This is a genomic window from Pseudoalteromonas luteoviolacea (genome assembly GCF_001750165.1).
Classification (GTDB): Bacteria; Pseudomonadota; Gammaproteobacteria; order Enterobacterales; family Alteromonadaceae; genus Pseudoalteromonas; species Pseudoalteromonas luteoviolacea_G.
Genome location: NZ_CP015411.1, coordinates 1,112,596 through 1,129,010 on the forward strand (window position 1 = coordinate 1,112,596; position 16,415 = coordinate 1,129,010).

The 16,415-nt window shown below is 41.1% G+C and carries 21 protein-coding genes; 15 read left to right on the plus strand and 6 right to left on the minus strand.

Going from position 1 to position 16,415, the window contains the following annotated elements; genetic code table 11:
- The first annotated feature begins 113 nt into the window (after positions 1-113).
- From S4054249_RS04735 to glpG, 6 genes are all read left to right on the plus strand, one after another.
- Positions 114-1,157 (plus strand): glycosyltransferase family 9 protein, encoded by a 1,044-nt coding sequence (locus S4054249_RS04735; RefSeq protein ID WP_419555192.1) that lies wholly within the window; start codon positions 114-116, stop codon positions 1,155-1,157.
- Positions 1,154-1,702, plus strand: coding sequence for a D-glycero-beta-D-manno-heptose 1,7-bisphosphate 7-phosphatase (gene gmhB / locus S4054249_RS04740; RefSeq protein ID WP_046354450.1), 549 nt, complete (start codon positions 1,154-1,156; stop codon positions 1,700-1,702). The genes S4054249_RS04735 and gmhB overlap by 4 nt, the downstream gene beginning before the upstream one ends.
- A gap of 309 nt (positions 1,703-2,011) precedes the next feature.
- The gene (locus tag S4054249_RS04745; RefSeq protein WP_046354449.1) at positions 2,012-3,208 is read left to right on the plus strand and encodes a glycine C-acetyltransferase; all 1,197 of its coding nucleotides are present in this window, start codon (positions 2,012-2,014) and stop codon (positions 3,206-3,208) included.
- 42 nt (positions 3,209-3,250) lie between these two features.
- Positions 3,251-4,279, plus strand: a complete 1,029-nt coding sequence (gene tdh, locus S4054249_RS04750) for an L-threonine 3-dehydrogenase (RefSeq protein ID WP_046354448.1) — start codon at positions 3,251-3,253, stop codon at positions 4,277-4,279.
- Positions 4,280-4,365: 86 nt separating this feature from the next.
- Positions 4,366-4,683, plus strand: a complete 318-nt coding sequence (gene glpE, locus S4054249_RS04755) for a thiosulfate sulfurtransferase GlpE (protein WP_046354447.1) — start codon at positions 4,366-4,368, stop codon at positions 4,681-4,683.
- Positions 4,680-5,504 (plus strand): rhomboid family intramembrane serine protease GlpG, encoded by an 825-nt coding sequence (glpG, locus tag S4054249_RS04760; RefSeq protein WP_046354446.1) that lies wholly within the window; start codon positions 4,680-4,682, stop codon positions 5,502-5,504. The genes glpE and glpG overlap by 4 nt, the downstream gene beginning before the upstream one ends.
- Here glpG and S4054249_RS04765 read toward each other — a convergent pair.
- Positions 5,482-5,877 carry a flagellar basal body-associated protein FliL gene (locus S4054249_RS04765; RefSeq protein ID WP_046354445.1) on the minus strand — a complete coding sequence of 132 codons (396 nt, stop codon included), beginning with the start codon at positions 5,875-5,877 and terminating at the stop codon, positions 5,482-5,484. The two genes, glpG and S4054249_RS04765, sit on opposite strands and share 23 nt — an antisense overlap.
- Before the next feature lie 155 nt (positions 5,878-6,032).
- On the opposite strand from S4054249_RS04765, the gene S4054249_RS04770 reads away from it, so the two are divergent.
- Together S4054249_RS04770 and ubiA are read left to right on the plus strand one after the other, a co-directional pair.
- A complete protein-coding gene (locus tag S4054249_RS04770; RefSeq protein ID WP_046354444.1) occupies positions 6,033-6,572 on the plus strand; it encodes a chorismate--pyruvate lyase family protein in 540 nt (179 codons plus the stop codon).
- Positions 6,569-7,432: a 4-hydroxybenzoate octaprenyltransferase gene (gene ubiA, locus S4054249_RS04775; RefSeq protein WP_046354443.1), complete on the plus strand. Its 864-nt coding sequence runs from the start codon at positions 6,569-6,571 to the stop codon at positions 7,430-7,432. The genes S4054249_RS04770 and ubiA overlap by 4 nt, the downstream gene beginning before the upstream one ends.
- Before the next feature lie 55 nt (positions 7,433-7,487).
- Here ubiA and S4054249_RS04780 read toward each other — a convergent pair whose 3' ends face one another.
- The 3 genes from S4054249_RS04780 to S4054249_RS04790 all read right to left on the minus strand — a co-directional run bounded on the left by S4054249_RS04780 (position 7,488) and on the right by S4054249_RS04790 (position 10,489).
- A complete protein-coding gene (locus S4054249_RS04780; RefSeq protein ID WP_046354442.1) occupies positions 7,488-8,396 on the minus strand; it encodes a LysR family transcriptional regulator in 909 nt (302 codons plus the stop codon).
- A gap of 110 nt (positions 8,397-8,506) precedes the next feature.
- On the minus strand, positions 8,507-10,033 hold the full coding sequence (locus S4054249_RS04785; RefSeq protein WP_046354441.1) for a DUF3369 domain-containing protein: 1,527 nt from the start codon (positions 10,031-10,033) through the stop codon (positions 8,507-8,509).
- A gap of 57 nt (positions 10,034-10,090) precedes the next feature.
- Positions 10,091-10,489 carry a DUF2721 domain-containing protein gene (locus S4054249_RS04790; RefSeq protein ID WP_046354440.1) on the minus strand — a complete coding sequence of 133 codons (399 nt, stop codon included), beginning with the start codon at positions 10,487-10,489 and terminating at the stop codon, positions 10,091-10,093.
- A gap of 35 nt (positions 10,490-10,524) precedes the next feature.
- On the opposite strand from S4054249_RS04790, the gene S4054249_RS04795 reads away from it, so the two are divergent.
- From S4054249_RS04795 to tsaD, 3 genes are read left to right on the plus strand one after another with little or no spacing between them, the layout of a single operon-like run.
- Complete coding sequence (locus S4054249_RS04795; RefSeq protein WP_230851798.1) at positions 10,525-10,881, plus strand: putative signal transducing protein; 357 nt, start codon at positions 10,525-10,527, stop codon at positions 10,879-10,881.
- Positions 10,865-11,464, plus strand: coding sequence for a YjaG family protein (locus S4054249_RS04800; RefSeq protein WP_046354439.1), 600 nt, complete (start codon positions 10,865-10,867; stop codon positions 11,462-11,464). Before S4054249_RS04795 ends, S4054249_RS04800 begins: the two co-directional genes overlap by 17 nt.
- A gap of 24 nt (positions 11,465-11,488) precedes the next feature.
- Positions 11,489-12,505 carry a tRNA (adenosine(37)-N6)-threonylcarbamoyltransferase complex transferase subunit TsaD gene (tsaD, locus tag S4054249_RS04805; RefSeq protein WP_046354438.1) on the plus strand — a complete coding sequence of 339 codons (1,017 nt, stop codon included), beginning with the start codon at positions 11,489-11,491 and terminating at the stop codon, positions 12,503-12,505.
- Here tsaD and plsY read toward each other — a convergent pair.
- Positions 12,502-13,098 carry a glycerol-3-phosphate 1-O-acyltransferase PlsY gene (plsY, locus tag S4054249_RS04810; protein WP_145924977.1) on the minus strand — a complete coding sequence of 199 codons (597 nt, stop codon included), beginning with the start codon at positions 13,096-13,098 and terminating at the stop codon, positions 12,502-12,504. The genes tsaD and plsY overlap by 4 nt on opposite strands.
- A 104-nt stretch (positions 13,099-13,202) precedes the next feature.
- Here plsY and folB point away from each other — a divergent pair, with 104 nt between their 5' ends.
- From folB to S4054249_RS04825, 3 genes are read left to right on the plus strand one after another with little or no spacing between them, the layout of a single operon-like run.
- Positions 13,203-13,553, plus strand: coding sequence for a dihydroneopterin aldolase (folB, locus tag S4054249_RS04815; protein WP_046354436.1), 351 nt, complete (start codon positions 13,203-13,205; stop codon positions 13,551-13,553).
- A 1-nt stretch (position 13,554) separates the two neighbouring features.
- Positions 13,555-14,034: a 2-amino-4-hydroxy-6-hydroxymethyldihydropteridine diphosphokinase gene (gene folK / locus S4054249_RS04820; RefSeq protein ID WP_046354435.1), complete on the plus strand. Its 480-nt coding sequence runs from the start codon at positions 13,555-13,557 to the stop codon at positions 14,032-14,034.
- Positions 14,035-14,039: 5 nt separating this feature from the next.
- Positions 14,040-14,843: an undecaprenyl-diphosphate phosphatase gene (locus S4054249_RS04825; RefSeq protein ID WP_046354434.1), complete on the plus strand. Its 804-nt coding sequence runs from the start codon at positions 14,040-14,042 to the stop codon at positions 14,841-14,843.
- Between the two features lie 39 nt (positions 14,844-14,882).
- On the opposite strand, the gene S4054249_RS04830 is transcribed toward S4054249_RS04825, so the two are convergent.
- On the minus strand, positions 14,883-15,422 hold the full coding sequence (locus S4054249_RS04830) for a GNAT family N-acetyltransferase (protein ID WP_046354433.1): 540 nt from the start codon (positions 15,420-15,422) through the stop codon (positions 14,883-14,885).
- Between the two features lie 68 nt (positions 15,423-15,490).
- Here S4054249_RS04830 and S4054249_RS04835 point away from each other — a divergent pair, with 68 nt between their 5' ends.
- Positions 15,491-16,165 carry a tRNA-uridine aminocarboxypropyltransferase gene (locus tag S4054249_RS04835; RefSeq protein WP_046354432.1) on the plus strand — a complete coding sequence of 225 codons (675 nt, stop codon included), beginning with the start codon at positions 15,491-15,493 and terminating at the stop codon, positions 16,163-16,165.
- Positions 16,166-16,415 lie beyond the last annotated feature (250 nt).

Genomic DNA, 16,415 nt, shown 5'->3' on the forward strand with positions numbered 1-16,415 from the left:
AGGAAATATGTCGCAAGTTTAGCGATTTTTTCTCAAGAGGGAAATGCACAAGTGTTGCAAATCGAGACGATTAATTTAAGATCATGCGTTCCTAAACTGATTGGATAAGGCGAGTGTCAAAAACAATTTCTTCCATTTGTGTGCTTCGGCTATCAGCCATCGGTGATGTATGTCACGCCGTGTCAGCTGTCCAAGCAATTCAACGAGCACATCCTCAAGCGAAAATAACTTGGGTGATAGGTAAAGTAGAGGCGATGTTGTTGGCCGATTTACCTGGTGTTGAATTTGTGGTGTTTGATAAAAAACGTGGCAAAGCGGCTTTTAAGGATCTTAGAGCGCATTTTAAGGGGGCACAATTTGATGTGCTATTGCATATGCAGGTTGCTTTTCGCTCTAATGTGGCAGCGATGTGTATTCCAGCGAAGGTAAAAATTGGTTTTGATAGTGCGCGTTCAAAAGAACTGCATTCGCTGGTCGTGAATCAACGTATTACTGGCCAAACCGAGCCGCATGTATTGGAAGGTTTTCATCATTTCGCTCAGGCAATTGGTACAGAGTCTCAATCGCCAACTTGGAAAATGCCCTACACCGCAGAGGATGAGGAGTTGGCAAGATCACTTTTACATGGTCTAGACCGTGTGTTTGTCATCTCACCTGCTGCAAGTAAACAGGAGCGAAATTGGTTGCCAGAGCGGTACGCTGCACTTGCAGATTATGCGGCGGGACAGGGGTTTAATGTCGTTATAACTGGAGGCCCAACTGAGTTAGAAGCCAGTTTAAGTCAGGCTATCATCAAACAGGCTAAGTGTAATATTTTAAACCTAGTTGGCCAAACGGGATTAAAAACATTATTGTGTGTACTTAAAGAGGCTAAGCTGGTGCTTGCTCCAGATACAGGACCTGCACATATGGCTGTGACAGTTGGTACACCTGTCATTGGTTTGTATGCACATTCAAACCCAAAACGAACAGGACCATACTTATATCAGCAATATGTTGTTGAGGTGTATCATCAAAATGTGCTTAAGCAAAAAGGCAAACCAGTCAGTGAGTTACCGTGGGGTACTCGTGTAAAAGGCGCGGATTTAATGGCACAAATTAGTGTTGATGATGTGACCGCGATGTTTGACAAAGTCGTTCAGCAAGAGAAATTATGAAGTCTAAAGCAGTATTCTTAGATAGAGACGGTGTGATCAATCATGATCATGCTTATGTGCATGCCATTGAGGACTTTGAGTTTATCGACGGCGTGTTTGAGGCGTGTCAATACTTTACAGAGTTAGGTTATAAGCTTGTTGTAGTGACGAATCAATCAGGTATTGGTCGCGGATATTACGATGAAACTCAGTTCCAGCACTTAACGCAGTGGATGTGTGAGCAGTTTAATGGGCGTGGTATTGATATCGCGGGCGTTTATTTTTGCCCACATCACCCTAAAAAAGCATTACCGCAGTATTTGCGTGATTGCGATTGCCGAAAGCCAAAACCAGGTATGTTATTACAAGCAATTGAAGAGCATGATATTGATCCTACAAAAAGCATTATGGTTGGAGATAAAGCTTCCGATATGCAAGCCGCCAGTGCGGCAGGCGTAGCAACCAAAATACTAGTACGTTCAGGGCAAGAGTTCACCGTAGAGGATGAGTCACTTGCAGATTTTGTTTTTGAATCTCTGGCAGAGCTGGCACAAAAATTAGGTTAACGCCCATTTAGCTTTACGCTCATAGAAAACAAGATAATCACAATTCGTGCATTTAGCTTGCGAACCTTTTAAAATATACTCAAGTAATTTAACTCATTCATACAACAAGTGGGTAATTGGCTTGAGTATGACTTTTCATTTGGTGTGTACCCATTTAATTGATTTAGTCTGAGTTTCAACGTCTATATAATCGACACAGAATTGCATTGAGTTCAATAAACCATGCAGTATTTGAAGCGTCATAGTCGTGTGTTTACCTTAGAGCTAAGATTAGGCGTACACACTCCGTGCAACCAATGGAGACTCTACATGAGATCAGCGGCATTCTACAGCCAACTTCAACAACAAATAGAAGAAGTGAAAGCTGAAGGCTTATATAAAAAAGAACGCATTATTACATCACAACAGCAAGCGGAAATCGCTGTATCAACGGGTGAAAGCGTTATTAATTTCTGTGCAAACAACTACTTAGGCTTGGCTAATCACCCAGATCTGATTGCTGCTGCCCAAAGCGGTTTATCTGATCATGGCTTTGGCGTAGCATCTGTGCGCTTTATATGTGGTACTCAAGATATTCACAAGACTTTAGAAGAAAAAATCAGTGAGTTTTTGAAAACTGAAGATACGATTTTATACTCGTCATGCTTTGACGCGAATGCAGGTTTGTTTGAAACTATCCTTGGTCCAGAAGATGCGATTATTTCAGATTCACTGAACCATGCATCGATCATTGACGGGGTACGTTTATGTAAAGCTAAGCGCTTCCGTTACGCAAACAATGATATGGCTGATTTAGAGAAGCAGTTGATCGCAGCGACTGAAGCAGGCGCTAAAAATAAGTTAATTGCAACTGATGGCGTGTTTTCAATGGACGGTGTTATCTGTAACTTAGCTGCAGTGTGTGACTTAGCTGATAAGTACGATGCGCTTGTTATGGTCGATGACTCTCACGCAGTTGGCTTTGTTGGTGAGAATGGTGCAGGTACCGCTGAGTATTGTGGTGTAATGGACAGAGTTGACATTATCACAGGTACTCTTGGCAAAGCTTTAGGTGGTGCATCTGGTGGTTACACATCAGGTAAAAAAGAGATTGTAGAGTGGTTACGTCAGCGCTCTCGTCCTTATTTATTCTCTAATTCATTAGCGCCATCAATTGTGACAGCATCAATCAAAGTACTTGATATGCTTAAAGACGGCAAAGCATTGCGTGACCAACTGTGGGAAAACGCAGCTTACTTCCGTAATGAGATGGAAGCGGCAGGCTTTACGTGTGCTGGTAAGGATCATGCGATTATCCCAGTGATGCTTGGTGATGCAAAAGTAGCAGCTGAAATGTCAGATAGATTGTTGGCTGAAGGTATCTATGTAATAGGCTTCTCATTCCCAGTAGTGCCAAAAGGTCAAGCTCGTATTCGTACGCAAATTTCAGCTGCACACACTAAAGAGCAACTAGATAAAGCAATCTCAGCATTTATCCGAATTGGTAAAGATTTAGGTGTGATTTAATTGCTAGGTGCCAACGCACCTACTTTCTAACGAGTGAATATTATGAAAGCATTATCCAAGTTGAAAGCTGAAGAAGGGATCTGGATGACCGATGTGCCCAAACCTGAAATGGGGCATAACGACTTACTAATTAAGATCCGTAAAACGGCAATTTGTGGCACCGATGTCCATATTTATAAGTGGGATGAGTGGTCTCAAAATACGATTCCAACCCCAATGGTTGTAGGCCATGAATATGTTGGTGAAATTGTAGATATGGGCCAAGAAGTGCGAGGCTTTTCTGTTGGCGATCGTGTCTCTGGTGAAGGTCACATTACATGTGGACATTGCCGAAACTGTCGAGCAGGTCGAGTACATTTATGTCGCAATACGATTGGTGTAGGTGTTAATCGAGAGGGGTCATTTGCTGAGTACTTAGTTATCCCAGCTTATAACGCGTTCAAGATACCTGATAATATTTCAGATGAATTAGCATCGATCTTTGACCCATTTGGCAATGCTGTACATACTGCTTTATCATTTGATTTAGTTGGTGAAGATGTTTTGATCACCGGTGCAGGCCCAATTGGAATCATGGCGGCGGCGGTGGCTAAACATGTAGGCGCGCGTCATGTTGTTATCACCGATGTGAATGAATATCGACTTGAACTTGCCCGTAAAATGGGCGCTACTAAGGCGGTCAATGTTGCAAGCGAAAGTCTTGAAGATGTGATGGAAGAGCTGGGTATGACTGAAGGCTTTGATGTAGGCCTAGAAATGTCAGGTGTACCGGTTGCATTTAATAGTATGCTTAATAACATGAACCACGGCGGTAAAATAGCGATGTTGGGTATCCCACCAAGTGACATGGCCGTTGATTGGAATCAGGTAATTTTCAAAGGGCTAGTTATCAAAGGTATTTACGGGCGTGAGATGTTCGAGACTTGGTACAAGATGGCTAGTTTAATTCAATCTGGCTTGAACCTTGAGCCTATCATTACCCATGAGTTTAATGTGGATGATTTCCAGAAGGGCTTTGATACAATGATCTCAGGTCAGTCTGGTAAAGTTATTTTAGACTGGACAAAATAATTTAAGTTTATTTGGCGGCTTGAAAATTGCGTTTGACCCTGTGAAGGTATATTTGTAGCTTTAGCCGCCTTTTCAATGAGAGAGACATGTCTTTTAAACATATTAGTATTGAACAAACACAAGCGTTACTATCTCAAGGTGATGTGGTTGTTGCGGATATTCGTGATCCTAACTCGTTTGCAGCCGGACATATCCCTGGCTCTGAGCACCTTTCAAACGAAAACTTAGCGCATTTTATGCAGGAAAAAGAGTTTGAGCAGCCAATAATTATTGTTTGTTATCATGGCATCAGCTCTCAAAATGCTGCAAATTACCTTGTAGAGCAAGGTTTTGAAGATGTTTACAGCATGGATGGTGGTTTCACCCAGTGGGAGCAAGTACTCCCAAATGATATTGAAAGATGAGACTGCTCGGCTCCTTTTCTGACCCTCGAGCGGTTCAAGGAGCCGTTGACTATCTTAAAACGATAGGGGTAGCCAGTCGGTTACATAGTGAAGATGGGCAACTCGTATCTGTTTGGGTCTACGAGCAAGATTTGAAAACTGCTCAACCTATTTGGGAAGAGTTTCTCACAAACCCTTATCATGAAAAATATAGTAAGGCGTCCTGGGAAGTCGGTTCTACAACCAATGCATTACAGTATCAAAGTACGAAACTCAATTTATTACAGCGTTTTTGGGCTCTGAATTGGTTTGTACAAAGTGTGGCTTTTGTCGTTGTAGCAGTTTATTGCAGCTACTTTTACTCTTCTCCATTAAGTATTTTTGAGTCACTTAAGTTTAATATAAGCCAACCTTTAAGCTGGATCACGCCTACCTTTGTGCACTTTGGAGTGATACACCTAATCTTTAATCTGAGTTGGTGGCTATATCTGGGCCATCAAATCGTGCAAAGAACGCATGTTTCCGTCTTGTTGATTCTATTTTTTGTCAGTGCTTTGTTAAGTAATTGGGCGCAATTTTTATTGGTGGATGAAAATTTTGGCGGTTTGAGCGGAGTCGTTTATGCACAAATGGGTTTTTGTTGGATTTATTCACACTTTAATCAATCTGCGCAACCAATACTGTCGAAGCCAATGATTGGGTTTATGCTGGTTTGGATGGTGTTGGGGTTTGCCGATATTTTATTTGTCAGTATGGCAAATTGGGCCCACCTATTTGGATTAACCTCAGGAATGAGCCTTGCATTACTTTTTTGTAAAACTAATGGTAAAGATATTTCGTAAATAAAACTTCTCTAATGATCTCTTGACCAGTCTCGTCTTTTAACAGAGTCTTCAACTTTGCTGCACACCGTTGTCTGATCTCTTCTCTGCCAGTCAAAGATTTTATAGTTTCTTCTGGCTCTTTACTCAGTATTTGTACAATTGCATCTCTTAGTAAGGGGGTGTGGTGCTCTACCACCGCAATATTCGCTATATCGTCTAGCATCAAATCTATCGTTACACGCACATAGCCCAGCTTTTTGTTTGACTGGCCAATATAGTTCGTAATGATGTCGGGCTCAAAGCCATAATAACCAACGCTAGACTCTGCTTTAAGCTGAAAACTTGCAGTACTTGCAATAAGTGTCGCAATGAATAAAAGAGTACGAACCATAATCGCCTGAAAATACGTAACTAAATATCAACAATATCGTTAGTTTATACTTAAATTAAAGGCATGAACAGGCAGCAATAAGATAATCGCGAACTTTTTTGCGTTGCTAAGCTTTGCTATCATTGCTTCGGTTTAGTCTTAAATGAATTATCGAATTGTTAAAAAGTCCTATTTCTTTAGATTTTAATTGGGGGAGCTTTACCCAAGTAGTAGACGAAGCTCCAGTACAAATACATGACCGACTGGTAGAGCAAGGTTCTTTAACGGCATTATTAAAAAGTCAAAGTAGCAGCTTTAGAGTTAGCGTGTTAAGTGAACAGCCACACGTGCCTCCTCAATGTATTAGCGAGGCCTTGGGGGAAGAGGTTGAATTGGCAATATGCCGAGAAGTTTTATTGTATTGTGATGAGCAGCCTCACGTGTATGCACAAAGTTGGATCTCATTGGAGGCAAATGAGCATGGCTTACGCAATCTTGGTGATAAGCCGCTTGGCGAGAAATTATTTGAACAGTCTATCTGGCACCGAGGCGAGCTAGAGGTGAGTCGTGTTGATGATAAGCGGGCACACACACAATTGTGTGAACTCTTCGGCGTAGAGAAGCATCCTGTGTTTGCTAGGCGTAGCGTGTTTACGAAAGGTTCTGCTAAAGTTTTGGTGTGTGAGATTTTTAACAGTGAGATTATAAATAAATGAAAGGTGAGGCATTGCAATTTGCAAACATCTCTGAATATAAACAGTTGATGCGAATTGATAAACCGATAGGGACATTTTTACTTTTGTGGCCTACGATGTGGAGCTTGTGGCTTGCTTCTGATGGTTCGCCAAGCTTGTTGCATATTTTTGTTTTTGCTCTTGGCACTTTTCTAATGCGCAGCGCTGGGTGTGTAATTAACGATTATGCCGACAGAAAAGTAGATGGCTCAGTGAAACGAACAGCAATGCGGCCATTGGCGCGTGGTGCTGTATCCGAACGCGAAGCGCTTTCATTATTTCTGTTGCTTGTTTTGGCATCTTTTTCATTGGTGCTCACTTTAAATTGGCAAACAATAGCCTTGTCCGTTGGCGGTGTCATATTGGCGGCTTTATATCCATTTATGAAACGTTACACGCATTTGCCTCAAGTTGTTTTAGGCGCAGCGTTTAGTTGGGGGATACCAATGTCGTTTATGGCGGCAACGGGAGAGGTTCCTATAGTTGCATGGTTGCTGTTTGTGGCTAATGTACTGTGGACTGTCGCATATGACACTATGTATGCCATGGTTGATAGAGATGATGATATTAAAATTGGTGTTAAATCTACTGCAATTTTATTTGGGAAGTGGGATAGACATATTATTGCATTACTCAATATAAGCTTTTTGCTTTGTATGTTGATGATTGGCTTATATTTCAACTTAAATTTGTGGTTCTGGATCGCATTTGTTCTTGCCTGTTTGATGCTGGTATATCTACAACGTGAGATTGTGGAACGTAGCAGAGATGCTTGTTTTAAAGCTTTTTTAAACAACAACTATGTTGGGCTTGTTTTATTTGTTGGGGTCGTACTTAACTGAGGATTTTTGCCCACACTGTAAAGTGTGGGCTTAGCGCGTCGAGTATGGAAAGGAGTTAAGAATGCACTGGCGCACCGTTTACTTGCAGTTGAGTAGCGGTTTTCTCAATCAACTGAAGTAAGCTACTAACGTGGCTATTGCCGCTTAGCTGGTGGTTGGTATTGATGACTAATTGTTCGTGGCTGTTGTCCTTGTTGGTTTTGAGAAGAACTAGCTCAGGGTCTTGCGCAATGGTTTTTGAATGTTCAATACTTGCAATTGCGAAGCTCTGACTGTTTTTCAATCCATCAATCACTTGTGTGATGTTGCCAATTTTCACACTCGTTGATTTGTTTAAGCCTTCGACCGCTTCATTTAGCATACTCTGCACCTGTTTGGATTGAGAAAAGCAGCTATACATTGGGTACTGTGATAATTCACCTCTACGAATACATTCTTGCTGAGCAAGAGGGTGTTGTTTAGACACAAATAAAATAAGCTGATCTGGCAAGTGTATATCGCTGATCAAGCTTGTTGCAGATGATAAGTAAACACTGATATCAACTTCACCAAGTTGAAGCTTTCTAGTCAGTTCATGCTCATCAAGCAATTGCATCTCAATTTTAACATTCGGCGAGTCAGCTAAAAAACGACCACAAGACATAGGGACGATTTCACTCGCTTTAGCGGTATATCCCACTACGAGCTTTTGTTGATCTCTGCCAAATAGGCTTTGTTTGATGGTGTTTTTCGTTACATCAAGCTCACTTAGTGTCGCCTTACAGTAGTTTAAAAACAGCTCACCTTGTTCTGTTAACTTTACTGAGCGTGTAGAGCGCTTTACTAGCTCACACCCAATTTCATCTTCCAGAGTTTGTATACTTCTCGTTAAAGCTGATGTACTTATCTGGGTTTGTTCGGCAGCTTGTCTAAAGTGACGAAGGTTGCCAAGAGCAACAAATTGCTCAAGTTGTTCAAATCTCATTTGAAATTCCTTTTATTTCAACAAAAATGCAATCATGACGTTGATTTCCTAATACTAATACAGATTAAGGAAACATCCAAGTGAATTTTTTACATTTCGCTTACAAATTTTTAGTCGGGATAGGTATCTCTTATTAAAATGAATTGTTCCAGATTATTTATAAACAAATCAACTAATTTGGGATCAAATTGCTTGGATTTCTGTGATTTTATTTCGTCAAGTACCTTTTCTAGGGTCCAAGCTGCTTTATAACAGCGTTTACTCCCCAAAGCATCGAAAACATCAGCGATAGCAGTAATTCTGCCAACAATATCAATATCTTCGCCCTTTAACCCTTGAGGATACCCTGAACCATCCCACTTTTCGTGATGCTGATGGGCAATTGTTGCACCACATTGCAGTATTTCATTCGTTGATTTTTTCAATATGTCATAACCGAGCTGCGCATGTGTTTGCATTATTTCCCATTCATCATTGGTCAGTTTCCCTGGCTTGTTTAAAATGACATCTGGAATACCTATTTTACCTATGTCATGTAAGGGGGAAGCCATTTTAATAATTTCAGCTTTGTAGCTATTGATGCCTGACAGCTCCGCTAATAATTTACTGTACATTGCAACACGCTTAACATGCGAGCCAGTCTCTTTAGAACGTTTCTCTACAGCTTCTCCAAGAATGTATGACAGTTCTCGTTGAGATTCCTTAACTGTCTCTCGTAACTTTATATTATCGTGTGCCAATGCAATATTATTTGCAAAAAACTCAAGTAGCTGACAATCAGTACTACGTAGTGAACTTTCTTTGCTGACATATAGCATCGTCTCAAGGCCACCTTTAGAGGTGAAGTAGCCCACATACTCATTGCATGACTTGCAAGAAGTTTTTCTATTGTGCGTTTCGATAAATAAGTTTTTGACATTATTTGGAATTTTGTCAGAGCTAGGCTCAATGCCTTCTCCTGATGCAGCTAATAGTTTGAATTGTGAGCCAGAGTCAGTCTGTTGATTGGTAGCAGCAGCACAGTAAATTTCTGAATCTGAAAGCCCAAGTACCTGTGCCACATGCTCTAAAATTGTTGATGCAAAATCCTGTACATTGTCACATTCCAAAAAGCTTGAAGAAGCCGCAATAATTCTCTCTAACCCTTTCTTGTGAAGCTCAATGGTTTGAATATCTCGGTGAGAACGTAGTGCTGAATATAATAAAGTTTTGAGTTTTACAGCGGTGAGCTCAGTTTTATTTTTGTAGTCGTTGATATCGTAATCACGTATTACGGATTCTTCAGGAGCTTCTCCTGGTTGTCCCGTTCTAAGAATTAACCTAATGTCATGGTTAGCCATGTCATTGCGAATGAATTTGATTAAGTCGAGCCCCGCATGATTATTCTCCATCACAACATCAATCAGTCCAACAGAGATTGAGTCTTGGTTTTCTAAGATCTCCATTGCTTGTTTTGCGGAATATGCATGATGGAATCGTAACGACTTTTCTTCAAACTTAAAGTCAGACAATACTAGTTTGGTAACCTGATGAATATCCTCTTCGTCATCGACGACTAACACATCCCAAAAAGCATGCTCTTCAGGTTGTGAAGCTTCTTCCCTTAGTTGCTCATTTGAAAAAAGAAAACTGCTCACACATGACTTACCTTTAACTGTTTATATTGTCAGTATAGTAAGGTCAATACGAGTTGCTTACTCTTGCATCGGCTTTTTTTCAATATTATTGAGTTCGATTTCTATTGCGTCACATGAAATATGGATCTCGTACAATGACAGCATAAGTGATCCTATGAGGCAACAAAGACTGACACCGAACAAAATGATGCCAAGTAAGTTAATATCAATAAAAAGTGCAAACATAGATAACGTACACAGAATAAAAGAAAACACTCCCCATACTTGCATGAGCCTGATGAGCTTAATACGTTTTTTTAAATTGTTTATTTGTTGCACAACTAAAGGGCGTAAGGTATCCCCCTCGCGGGCATTTAGTTCTCTAATTAATTGTGCAAGGACAAGAAAACGGTTCGTATAGGCCAGTAACAGCAATGAAATTGCGGGAAATAACAACCCAGGGGTGGTAAGCGTCATAGAGCTCTTCCAATTTACACACTACAATATTGTTTATGATAGCAAAATTAACATTGAGTGCGATGACTGAATTAGAACAATGGTGCTGTGTATTCAGCACAGACAATATGATTGAAGCCCACTTGGTGAATGGTCTATTACATCAGGCTCGCATTCAAACCAGTATGCAAGGGGAGGCATTGTCCTCTACGTTGGGAGAGCTGCCTTTTGCCGATAACACCATTAAGATCTTCGTTCCAGCGATAAAGTTGCCCCTTGGAGAAGAAATATTGGTAAACTATCGCCAGAAAAAATCAAAATTAGATTGGCAATGTCAGCATTGTAATGAACTCAATGGTTCAGCCTTTGAATATTGTTGGCATTGTGGAACAGAATATGAGCAAAGCAAATAACTTTCAGCGCATTCGTGAGCTGAACTATTTACAGAAAGCAGTATTAGCGGCTGCTATCTTGGAGAGAATGACACCTAACTATGGACTGTTTAGTGAAGCTACAGGGTTTGGTGATGAGCAAGTATTTAGAAATGCATTGAATTTATGCTGGGAAAAGCTGTTATTACCGAAAAGCAAAATCAGTTTAGAAAAACAAATTGAGAAGATTGAACCGAATGTACCTGAATTATCGGATTTTGATATGTTTGGTACTTACCCTGCAATAGATGTTGCAACTGCGCTGTTGGGCTTTATTCAAGGCCTCATGACCAAAGACGAGATTGAATTTGTAAATGTCGCGAAGATATCGCAGGCTACGGTGGCAAGATATATCGAGTTTTTATTCGCTCAAGACGGTGTTATCCCTGACAACAAACAGGTTCGTGAACATCCCCTGATGCAATATGAAATTGAAGTGTTAGGTGAGCTCATCGATTTTGTTGAGGGAATGGGGCGTATTACTTCTGACAATGTGAAGCAATTAAAAGCGCAAGCGATAATTGATGGTCAAACCAACATTGGTTTAGCCATTGAGAATGTGTAGTAAAGAAAGTTTTGGAGAATAAGATTGCGTATTTTAGGTATTGAATCTTCCTGTGATGAGACAGGTATAGCTATTTATGATGATGAACAAGGTTTACTTGCCCATCAGCTATACAGTCAAGTTAAAGTGCATGCAGACTATGGCGGAGTTGTGCCTGAATTAGCATCACGAGATCATGTTCGCAAAACTATTCCGTTGATTGAAGCGGCATTTGAACAAGCAGGTTGTGGTCCAGAATCTTTAGACGGTATTGCTTATACAGCAGGCCCAGGCCTTGTTGGTGCCTTACTTGTAGGGACTTCAATTGGGCGTTCTTTAGCATTTGGTTGGAATATACCCGCGGTTGCGGTACACCACATGGAAGGCCATTTACTGGCGCCTATGTTAGAAGAAGACAAACCGGAGTTTCCTTTCGTCGCATTGCTTGTATCTGGTGGCCATACTATGATGGTTAAAGTGACTGGTATTGGTGAGTACGAGATTTTGGGTGAATCAGTTGATGATGCAGCCGGTGAGGCTTTTGATAAAACGGCTAAACTATTGGGCTTGGATTATCCTGGCGGACCTTTACTCGCTAAGCTAGCAACGCAAGGTACACCCGAGAAGTTCATATTTCCAAGACCAATGACAGATAGACCTGGTCTAGATTTTAGTTTTAGTGGTCTCAAGACTGCGGCTGCAAATACCATCAAAAATGAAGGTGACGACTTACAGACTAAAGCTGATATTGCACATGCGTTCCAAAGTGCAGTTATTGATACATTGGCTATTAAGTGTAAACGTGCTTTAAAGCAGACAGGAATTAAGCGCTTGGTTATTGCTGGTGGTGTTAGTGCTAACGTTGAACTGAGAACGAAGCTAGAGCGTATGATGCAGGGCATGAGAGGGCGTGTTTATTATCCTCGAACTGAATTTTGTACGGATAATGGAGCAATGATCGCTTTTGCAGGTATGCAACGTTTAAAAGCGGGTCATATCGCGCCACTTGATATGAAGACACAGCCGCGTTGGCCATTAGACAGTCTACCGGCCATTAGTTAGTCTTTTTGGGCTGCCTTCTTGCCAACTTTAGGCTCCTTACCTTGTAGGAGCCTAGAGATATTTGCTCTGTGCCTAAAAATTATTAATAGCGTTAAAAAGCCAACGGGTAGTGTGTACTGAGGTTTGATTAGCCAAGTATAAACTGGGGCTGCTGTTACTGTGACAATCGCGGCAAGTGATGAGTAGCGAAATGCCCAAAGTACCGTTAGCCAAGTTAAAATCAGCAATCCTGCAAGCTGGAAACCGATTGGTAATAGTGCTCCGAATGCAGTTGCAACAGCCTTTCCGCCGTTAAAGTGGAAGAAAACCGGATAAATATGTCCAAGGCATGCACTGACGGCCACTGCACCAAGCCAAATAGGCTCAATGTTTAAAAAGTAAGCACCCCAAACTGGGATGGTGCCTTTTAGGACATCAAAAATAAGTACTAAAGCAGCGGGTAATTTTCCGCCAATACGCAATACATTGGTCGCGCCTGGGTTATTTGAACCAGAAAAGCGAGGATCAGGCAAAGAAAAGAGCCTCGAGATCAAAATTGCAGAGGAAATAGAACCAAATAAATAAGCACAAATACACATTAAAATGACTAACACAAGCTTCCTTATTTTTTATTGCTTTGTTTTGGGCTATGATCGCGATTCTTTTTACACGGCCTAATTTTTTCGCCGACCCCGTTTTAGTCATGCTAGGAGTATACATGGACAAGGTCTATATCTCGCAATTACACGTCGAGACCATAATAGGAGTTTACGACTTTGAGAAAGAAAGTAAACAAAGCCTTTATTTTGATATTGAAATGTCTACAGATATTACCCCAGCAGCGCAAACCGATGACATAAACCTTACTGTCGACTACGCAAAAGTTAGCGAGCGTGTTATTGCTTTGTCTGAATTTACACAAGTTGAGCTTTTAGAAACCTTGTTAGAAAGATTAGCTGCCATGATCTTAGACGAGTTTACTGTAAGCGATGTTCGGATTAAAGTCAGCAAACCTGCAGCTGTCGCGCAAGCGGCTACAGTAGGTATTGAAATATATCGGAAAAAATAACATGGCAGAGATTTATATTAGTATTGGCTCCAATGTCGACAGAGAGCGACATTTTAAAAACGGCCTTGAGGCTTTAATAAGCCATTTTCCTGAGTACAAGCATTCTAATGTTTATGAGAGTGAACCAGTTGGATTCAATGGTCGCAACTTTTTCAACTCTGTTTTTTCAGCCACCACATACATGTCAGTGGAAGAGGTCTGTCAACTGCTTAAACAAATCGAACGAGACAATGGTCGAACACATGGGGATAAAAAGTTTAGCCCACGCACATTAGATCTCGATCTTTTATTATATGATGATTTAGTGTGTGAACAACCTGCGCAGTTACCTAGAGATGAAATTACCAAAAATGCTTTTGTACTTTTACCTTTGTCTGAGGTAGGAGGGCATGTCATCTTGCCTACTACAGGAGAAACAATCTCAGCCATTTGGCAAAACTACAGTAACCCGTGTCAAAAGCTATGGAAAGTGGAGTTGTAACTACAATGAGTCTTATAGAAATAATTGTTCTAGCACTAATTCAGGGTTTAACAGAGTTCTTGCCAATTTCGAGCTCCGCTCATTTGATATTACCCTCTCAAGTTTTTGGCTGGCAAGATCAAGGTCTGGCGTTTGATGTTGCGGTACATGTAGGTACGTTATTTGCGGTAGTCATTTATTTCCGAAAAGAAGTGGCGGAAATCCTGATAGCGTGGTTTAAATCCTTTGGAGCACAGGGGACCACAGACGACAGTAAGCTAGGTTGGTTTATCTTACTTGCGACACTACCATCGCTTGTTATTGGTTATTTTGCGAAAGATTTGGTTGAGGAGTATTCGCGCAATGCTTGGATCATTGCAGGGACGACGATAGGTTTTGGTTTATTGCTTTGGTATGCAGATAAAACAGCGAAGCAAATCAAAACTATTTATCAAATCAACTGGGTCATGGCGCTATGTATTGGCTTATCTCAAGTGATTGCAATGCTGTTGCCAGGTACATCTCGCTCAGGGATCACGATGACAATTGGCCTTATGATGGGGCTTAACAAACAAAGTGCGGCGCGCTTTTCGTTTCTTATGTCTATCCCTGTGATTACAGCTGCAGGTAGTTATCTGACATATAAACTGATTTCAGAAGGTGATGAGTTTAATATTGCGGATATTATGACAGGTGCTGTGCTGTCTTTTTTTGCTGCTTATGCGTGTATTCATTTCTTCTTAAAAGTTATTGAAAAGATGGGGATGTTGCCGTTCGTTGTCTACCGACTCGCCCTAGGCATGTTCTTAGTGATTTACTTGTCGATGTAATTACATAAATGGGGCTCTTTCGCCCCATAATTTTTTCCATTAATCGAGTGCTTTTTCATAAACTACAACCTTAGCACTGCCAAGAGGCTCGGTATGAATGGTTGTTTTACAATATTCTAAACCAATCTTTTTCATGATATTGATTGAACCTTTATTTTCAGTATGAGCCAGTGCGGTGAGCTTTGTCGCGACTTTATGTTCTGCTATGGCATCAGAGATCTGCTTAGCTGCTTCTGTGGCGTAGCCCTTTCCCCAGCTTTTTTGCATAAATCGCCAACCGATCTCCAAATTTGAGTCATCCCTTTTCTCTGTAAAAAAATCCATCGGGCGTACAAGTATCCAACCGATAAATTCATGGCTATCCAGTAAAAAGCAGCCCCATAATCCCCAGCCTTTATCTTGGTTAGAAAACTGCTTGAGGCGAGGTATGAATATCGAGTTGATGTCTTCGCGGCTGGTGATTTTACCGCCATTGATAAAGAGCATGACTTCAGGGTTCTGATCTAACGCAAACAGCAGATCTGCATCTTCTGGTGTAAGGAGGCGGTAGGTTAGCCGGCTTGTCTGGTTAACTCTCATAATAATAGCTTTATCCTTTTATTGTTAGACTTGGTACAATGGCCTGTCTTTTTTGTTGGGAGAATATTTTGGGCAACTCAGTATTGGCACTTCGCGCACAGCAAATTTCTGAATCGAAAAGAGAATTTAAAGCACGGGGTTCAAAACTTACTCGCTGCGAAGCTTGCTTGCTCGCTGAGCCTTTGTGTATTTGTGCTGGTATCAAGCAAGCCCAGTGCTCCAGTGCCGTGTGTTTATTAATGTATCATAACGAAAGTTTTAAGCCATCAAATACTGGACGTTTAATTGCTGATATTATCCCAGATAATCATGCCTTTAGATGGGATAGAACTGAACCTAGTAAAGCCTTAATCGCTCTTTTAGAAAATCCGAGTTATCAGCCTATTGTGGTATTTCCAGAAGAGAATGTGCAACCGCAGCGGGTGATCAAATCCGTCCAGCGTATTGAAGGAAAAAAGCCGCTTTTTATTTTTCTAGACGGTACTTGGCGAGAAGCTAAGAAGATGTTTAGAAAAAGCCCCTATCTAGATCAATTTCCGGTGTTGTCTGTCTCGCCTCAAAGCTTGTCTAATTATAAGTTGCGCGTGGCGCCGCATGAGCATCAACTAGGCACAGCAGAAGTGGCTTGTGTTGTCTTTGCCGAGAATGGAGAAGCGGAGGCCGCAGGGAATCTAACTTCACACTTTATAGATTTTAGAGATGCATATTTACGAGGAAAGCGTAGTAAGTTTGCGGAAGTTTAGAAATGAAGATAGCGCGACTCTTTCGAGTCGCGCTTGACGGAATCTTCTAAACAGCATCCTGCTATGTTGAATAACTCAACTCCCTAATTCATTTCCATACAATTCGCTTGGTGTTTTGGTTCTGCGAATTATCATACTTCCTGTATAAGTCCACTTGGGTTGTCCTAACCCCCTCCTAGCTTGCATCAAACTCATCCACTGTTTGATATCACCTTGCAATTAATCCTTATGGGTTGCTCCGTTACCCTTC

Excerpts from the sequence above, each read along its gene's own strand:
- tdh (WP_046354448.1), top strand. The coding sequence starts at position 3,251 with ATGAAAGCATTATCCAAGTTGAAAGCTGAAGAAGGGATCTGGATGACC.
- S4054249_RS04825 (WP_046354434.1), top strand. The coding sequence starts at position 14,040 with ATGAGTCTTATAGAAATAATTGTTCTAGCACTAATTCAGGGTTTAACA.
- folK (WP_046354435.1), top strand. The coding sequence starts at position 13,555 with ATGGCAGAGATTTATATTAGTATTGGCTCCAATGTCGACAGAGAGCGA.
- S4054249_RS04795 (WP_230851798.1), top strand. The coding sequence starts at position 10,525 with ATGATAGCAAAATTAACATTGAGTGCGATGACTGAATTAGAACAATGG.
- glpG (WP_046354446.1), top strand. The coding sequence starts at position 4,680 with ATGAGACTGCTCGGCTCCTTTTCTGACCCTCGAGCGGTTCAAGGAGCC.
- folB (WP_046354436.1), top strand. The coding sequence starts at position 13,203 with ATGGACAAGGTCTATATCTCGCAATTACACGTCGAGACCATAATAGGA.
- ubiA (WP_046354443.1), top strand. The coding sequence starts at position 6,569 with ATGAAAGGTGAGGCATTGCAATTTGCAAACATCTCTGAATATAAACAG.
- S4054249_RS04780 (WP_046354442.1), bottom strand. The coding sequence starts at position 8,396 with ATGAGATTTGAACAACTTGAGCAATTTGTTGCTCTTGGCAACCTTCGT.
- S4054249_RS04830 (WP_046354433.1), bottom strand. The coding sequence starts at position 15,422 with ATGAGAGTTAACCAGACAAGCCGGCTAACCTACCGCCTCCTTACACCA.
- S4054249_RS04745 (WP_046354449.1), top strand. The coding sequence starts at position 2,012 with ATGAGATCAGCGGCATTCTACAGCCAACTTCAACAACAAATAGAAGAA.
- S4054249_RS04765 (WP_046354445.1), bottom strand. The coding sequence starts at position 5,877 with ATGGTTCGTACTCTTTTATTCATTGCGACACTTATTGCAAGTACTGCA.
- S4054249_RS04800 (WP_046354439.1), top strand. The coding sequence starts at position 10,865 with ATGAGCAAAGCAAATAACTTTCAGCGCATTCGTGAGCTGAACTATTTA.
- S4054249_RS04790 (WP_046354440.1), bottom strand. The coding sequence starts at position 10,489 with ATGACGCTTACCACCCCTGGGTTGTTATTTCCCGCAATTTCATTGCTG.
- gmhB (WP_046354450.1), top strand. The coding sequence starts at position 1,154 with ATGAAGTCTAAAGCAGTATTCTTAGATAGAGACGGTGTGATCAATCAT.
- glpE (WP_046354447.1), top strand. The coding sequence starts at position 4,366 with ATGTCTTTTAAACATATTAGTATTGAACAAACACAAGCGTTACTATCT.